5 protein-coding genes are annotated in these 4,789 nt (G+C 59.9%); all 5 read left to right on the top strand.

Features of this window, described 5'->3' with window-relative positions; translation table 11 throughout:
• On the top strand, positions 1-574 hold a 574-nt coding region (locus tag ACPYOI_RS34925), incomplete at its 5' end, for a substrate-binding periplasmic protein (RefSeq protein WP_481424062.1).
• 54 nt (positions 575-628) lie between these two features.
• Positions 629-1,360 carry an amino acid ABC transporter permease gene (locus tag ACPYOI_RS34920; protein WP_481415397.1) on the top strand — a complete coding sequence of 244 codons (732 nt, stop codon included), beginning with the start codon at positions 629-631 and terminating at the stop codon, positions 1,358-1,360.
• Between the two features lie 2 nt (positions 1,361-1,362).
• Positions 1,363-2,139: an amino acid ABC transporter ATP-binding protein gene (locus ACPYOI_RS34915; RefSeq protein ID WP_481424061.1), complete on the top strand. Its 777-nt coding sequence runs from the start codon at positions 1,363-1,365 to the stop codon at positions 2,137-2,139.
• 82 nt (positions 2,140-2,221) lie between these two features.
• The gene (locus ACPYOI_RS34910; RefSeq protein ID WP_481415395.1) at positions 2,222-3,229 is read left to right on the top strand and encodes an NAD-dependent epimerase/dehydratase family protein; all 1,008 of its coding nucleotides are present in this window, start codon (positions 2,222-2,224) and stop codon (positions 3,227-3,229) included.
• Entirely contained in the window at positions 3,222-4,685 is a 1,464-nt protein-coding gene (gene hydA, locus ACPYOI_RS34905; RefSeq protein ID WP_481415394.1) for a dihydropyrimidinase, read from the top strand. The genes ACPYOI_RS34910 and hydA overlap by 8 nt, the downstream gene beginning before the upstream one ends.
• The last annotated feature ends 104 nt before the right edge of the window (positions 4,686-4,789 follow it).

Genomic DNA, 4,789 nt, shown 5'->3' with positions numbered 1-4,789 from the left:
CTTCAAGGGCATTCTCCCCGGCCTGCAAACAGGCCGTTTCGATGCCGTCTTTTCCAACGTCAACATCACTGAGGACCGCAAGGCGACCTTCGATTATTCAATCCCTTACTCCCGGTCGGCGGTTGTGGTTGTGAAGAGCTCCAAGGCCGAAGGCATCAACGGCTACAAGGATTTGGCGGGCAAGCGCGTAGGGGCGATCTCGGGCGCCAACGATGGTGAAATGCCCGCCCAGGACATCGCTTCGAAGTTCGGCGCATTCAGCCAGTTCAAGGGATATGCAGGCTACGCCGAGATGTTCCAGGATCTGGCGATCGGCCGTGTCGATGCTCTCATCGCGCCAGACACGGCAGCCGCCAATTTCCTCAAGCAGCGCCAGGGTATCGGCGCGATTGTCGGGGAGCCGTACCAGATCCGATATGTCGGCGTGCCGATGCCGAAGGGATCTCCGGATCTGAAGGCGGCAATCGACGCAGCAATTACCGAAATGCGCCAGAAAGGCCTGCTGGATCAGTGGGCGAGCAAGTATTTCGGCATCGACAATTTCAGCGCGCAGCTGGTCGATAAGGTTCCGTGATGACGTCTTGTCTCTCGGCGGCCGCCGGGAGGCAAACCATAAGGAGATACGATCATGGATCTCGATTTTTCGGTGGTCTGGAAAAATCTTCCGACCTTGCTCAACGCCGCCATAATGACGCTCGTGCTGACGCTGATCAGCCAGTTCATCGGGACGATCGCCGGGTTCTTCCTCGCGCTGGGCCGATTATCGCGAATGGCCTGGCTGCGTGGGCTCGTCTGGACCTATGTCTGGATTTTTCGCGGAACGCCGGTGCTGTTGCACCTCTTCTTTGTCTACTACGCCGCGCCCATGTTCGGCGTCACGCTGGATGCATTCCCGGCTGCGATCATTGCCTTCTCGGTGAGTTCGGCTGCCTATAACACCGAGATCTTTCGCGCCGGCCTGCAAGCGGTCCATGTCGGTCAGATCGAAGCCGCCCAGGCGATCGGCATGCGATACCCCGCAATCGTCCGCAAGATCCTTCTGCCCCAGGCGGTTCGGATCATCATTCCACCCTACATGAGCAACTTCATCAGCCATACGAAGAACTCCTCACTTGCCTCGGTGATCACGGTTCAGGAACTGATGCTGACGGCGCAGGCGATCTATTCGAGCACCTATCGTGCCATCGAAATCCTGTCCGCCACGGGTGTCATTTATCTTTGTCTCACAAGCTGCCTGACTGGGCTTCAGGTGCTTCTCGAGCGCCAGATGAAGTTCGAGGAGCGCGGTTTGAGTGCGCGGCGCAAGCGGCTTCTGAAGGTCATTGACGGCGAGCCGGTCGCGATTGCGGCGAGCGCATAAGGATGGGAAGCATGGAAACGATGATCCAAGTCCGCGGCGTTCAGAAGTCCTTTGGGGCGGTCCAAGCGCTGCGCGGCGTTTCGATGGAGGTGAACAAGGGAGAGGTTGTCTGTCTCATTGGTCCGAGCGGATCGGGCAAGAGCACCTTTCTTCGGTGCATCAATCATCTCGAAGTCCCAGATATCGGTGAAATCCGGGTTGATGGACGGCCGATCGGCTACGTCGAGAATGGCTCGGGCCGACGCCGCGCCATGGCGGGCCGCGAGTTAGCGGAGTTGCGCGCCGGAATTGGCATGGTGTTTCAGCTCTTTTATCTGTGGCCGCATCTCTCCGTGATCGAGAATGTCACGCTCGGCCTGACCGACGTCCGCGGCATGCCATTGGCCGAGGCGGTGGATGTCGGTCACAGAATGTTGGCCAAGGTTGGCCTCGATCATAAAGCCGGGAGCTATCCTGACCACCTTTCAGGTGGTCAGCGCCAGCGCGTGGCGATTGCCAGGGCGCTGGCAATGCAGCCGAAAGTGATGCTTTTTGACGAGCCGACCTCGGCGCTGGACCCAGAGCTCGTCGGCGAGGTGCTGCTGACCATGGAGCAGGTCGCCGCGGAAGGCATGACGATGATTGTGGCGACGCACGAGATGGGCTTTGCCAAGCGGGTCGCCGATCGTGTCGTCTTCATGGATCAGGGACGTGACGTCGAGGCCGGCACGCCAGCCGAGCTCTTCGACAATCCGAAGAGCGAGCGGCTGCAGCGCTTCCTGGAAAGAATACTGAAATGAGGGAACCCTGTTTCCTGCGAGCGACAGATGGAGCTGCAAGGCGGGCGCGATTCTGCCTGCCGATGGCGGATGGCTGGCATAGATGACGGTGCGGCGGGTTCTTATCACCGGCGGTTCCGGTTTCTTGGGCCTCGGCATCACGGAGGCGCTGCTTTCCGCTGGAGTTGAGGTCGTCAGTTTCGATAGGAACCCCGCCTTGCCGACGACGCTCGACGAATTCAGCCGACTGCCCGGTCGGATCGAAATCGTCGAAGGCGATATCCGTGACGCCGAGCGGTTGCTGGCGGCGGCTCAAGATACCGATGCGGTCATTCACGGATCGGCGGTGACGCCCAATGATGCCAACGAGGCGTCATCCGTTGATTTGACGCTTGCGATCAATGTCGGCGGCACGGTCAACGCCATTCGCGCCGCAGCCCGCACACGTCTTCGCAGGATGGTCTTTCTTGGGTCTGCGTCGGTCTATGGCTCGCATGCCGGCGCGACGGAGACGCTGGATGAAGTTCGTACCGCGCCATCGCCGCACTCGGTCTACGCAATCTCGAAATACGCCGCCGAGCGTCTTGCAGAACGGCTCGCGTCGCACGAGCGAATTTCTCTTCGCTGCGTGCGTCTGGGTTCCGTGTTTGGGCCGTGGGAGCATTCCTCAGGCGTTCGAAGCACGTTGAGTGCGATCCTGCAGACGACTGCAATTGCTCGCTTTGGCGGGCAGCCCTGTGTATTGCCCCGGCCCGGGCGCAGAGACTGGATCTATAGCCGCGATGTCGCCACTGCGGTTATGAAGGTTCTGAGTGCGGAGGGCCCAATATCGGGACCTGTGAATATCGGGCTGGGATATGAATGGACGGTTGCCGATTGGTGCGATCGACTGGCTCGCTCTTTTCCAGCATTTGAGTATCGCCTCGCCGAACCCGGGGAGGAGGCGACGGTCGATTTCCACGGCGGAAGTGACAGGCCTCCTCTCGCGATCGAGCGATTGCACGGCGAAATCGGATTCGAGCCGCGCTATGGCCTCGACGCCGCCTTCGCCGACTACATGGGCTGGATTGCTTCTCACAGCAACTTCTTGAAAGGGCAGGGCTATGGCTGACTTTGATCTCGTCGTGAGAAACGGGCGCATCTTCACGCCCGATGGCCTCGTCGAAGGCGATATCGCGAGTACTGGAGGGGTGATTGCGGCAATCGGCAAGGGGCTGCCAAGCGGTCGGCGTGAGCTCGATGCCGAAGGCCATTTGATTTTGCCCGGTGGGATCGATGCCCATTGCCATATCGACCAGCTGACGTCGACAGGTGCGAGAACGGCCGACACATTTCGATCGGCGTCCATTCCAGCCGCATTTGGCGGAACAACAACGTTGATGCCCTTTGCAGTACAGCATCGCGGCACGTCATTGCGGGCCGCAGTCGAGGACTACAAGGCGCGGGCGGCTGGCCAATCGGTCGTGGATTATGCTTTCCACCTCATCGTTACCGATCCGACACCGCAAACCCTGGAGACGGACATCCCGGCGCTTGCTGCCGAAGGCTTCACCTCCGTGAAAATCTACCTGACCTATGACGCGCTGAGGCTCGACGATCGATCCGCCTTGGATGTCCTGGCGGTCGCTCGCCGCGAGCAGATGATGGTGATGATCCATGCCGAGAGTCATGACCTGATTGCGTGGCTGACGGAACGGATGCTCGGGCACGGCTACGGCGACCTGAAATATCTCAGCCGTTCGCGGCCGATCATCGCTGAGCGGGACGCAACGCATCATGCGATCACGATGGCGGAGCTCATCGACGTTCCGATCCTGATCGTTCACGTATCGTCCAAGGATGCGCTCGAGCAAATCCGATGGTCGCGCACCGAGGGTGTACGCACCTATGCGGAAACCTGCCCGCAATATCTTGTCCTCAGCGAAGAGGATCTCGATAGGCCGGATTTCGAGGCCGCAAAATATTGCTGCAGTCCACCGCTGCGTGACCAGCGGCATCAGAAGGCCTTGTGGAAGGGGCTGGCTGATGGCTCGATCGACGTCTATTCGTCGGACCACTCTGCCTTCTTTTTTGAAGGGCCGGACGGAAAGATGCGGAACGGCAAACATGCCGCTTTCAACAAGGTTCCCTACGGTCTGCCGGGACTTGAAACCCGATTGCCGCTTCTGTTCTCGGAGGGCGTTGGCAAAGGCCGATTATCGCTCGGGGACTTCGTTCGTGTAACAGCCGAGCGGCCGGCTGAGCTCTACGGCCTGCAGGGACGCAAGGGTATTCTTGCTCCTGGTGCAGATGCCGACTTCGTTGTCTGGAACGAGAAAAAGCGCGTTCGGATCGGCAAAGACACGCTCCACGACGAATTGGACTACACGCCCTATGAGGGAATGGAGGTCGAGGGATGGCCGCAGACCACGATCGTCAGGGGGGAAATAGTTTGCCATCGTGGTGAGCTGTTCGCCGACACCGGATGCGGCCGGCTGCTCGTATGCGCACGGCCGAATGCAGCAAAACCGACCGGACAGCCGGTCACCGGCTTCGATGTTACGGACAATACCATGAAGCTTCGCTGATGCTGCTCCCCGTGCGCTCGATTAATCGCGACATGGCGAGCTACATCACCGGCGTCAACCTGATGGTCGACGGCGGATGGATGGCCGGCTGAGGCGATACGCCT

The sequence above is a fragment of the Rhizobium sp. SVR5-2C genome, from assembly GCF_056755115.1.
Note: the sequence above shows the minus strand (reverse complement) of the source record. Positions and strands in the feature narration are given on the sequence as shown.

Excerpts from the sequence above, each read along its gene's own strand:
- ACPYOI_RS34920 (WP_481415397.1), top strand. The coding sequence starts at position 629 with ATGGATCTCGATTTTTCGGTGGTCTGGAAAAATCTTCCGACCTTGCTC.
- ACPYOI_RS34910 (WP_481415395.1), top strand. The coding sequence starts at position 2,222 with ATGACGGTGCGGCGGGTTCTTATCACCGGCGGTTCCGGTTTCTTGGGC.
- ACPYOI_RS34915 (WP_481424061.1), top strand. The coding sequence starts at position 1,363 with ATGGGAAGCATGGAAACGATGATCCAAGTCCGCGGCGTTCAGAAGTCC.
- hydA (WP_481415394.1), top strand. The coding sequence starts at position 3,222 with ATGGCTGACTTTGATCTCGTCGTGAGAAACGGGCGCATCTTCACGCCC.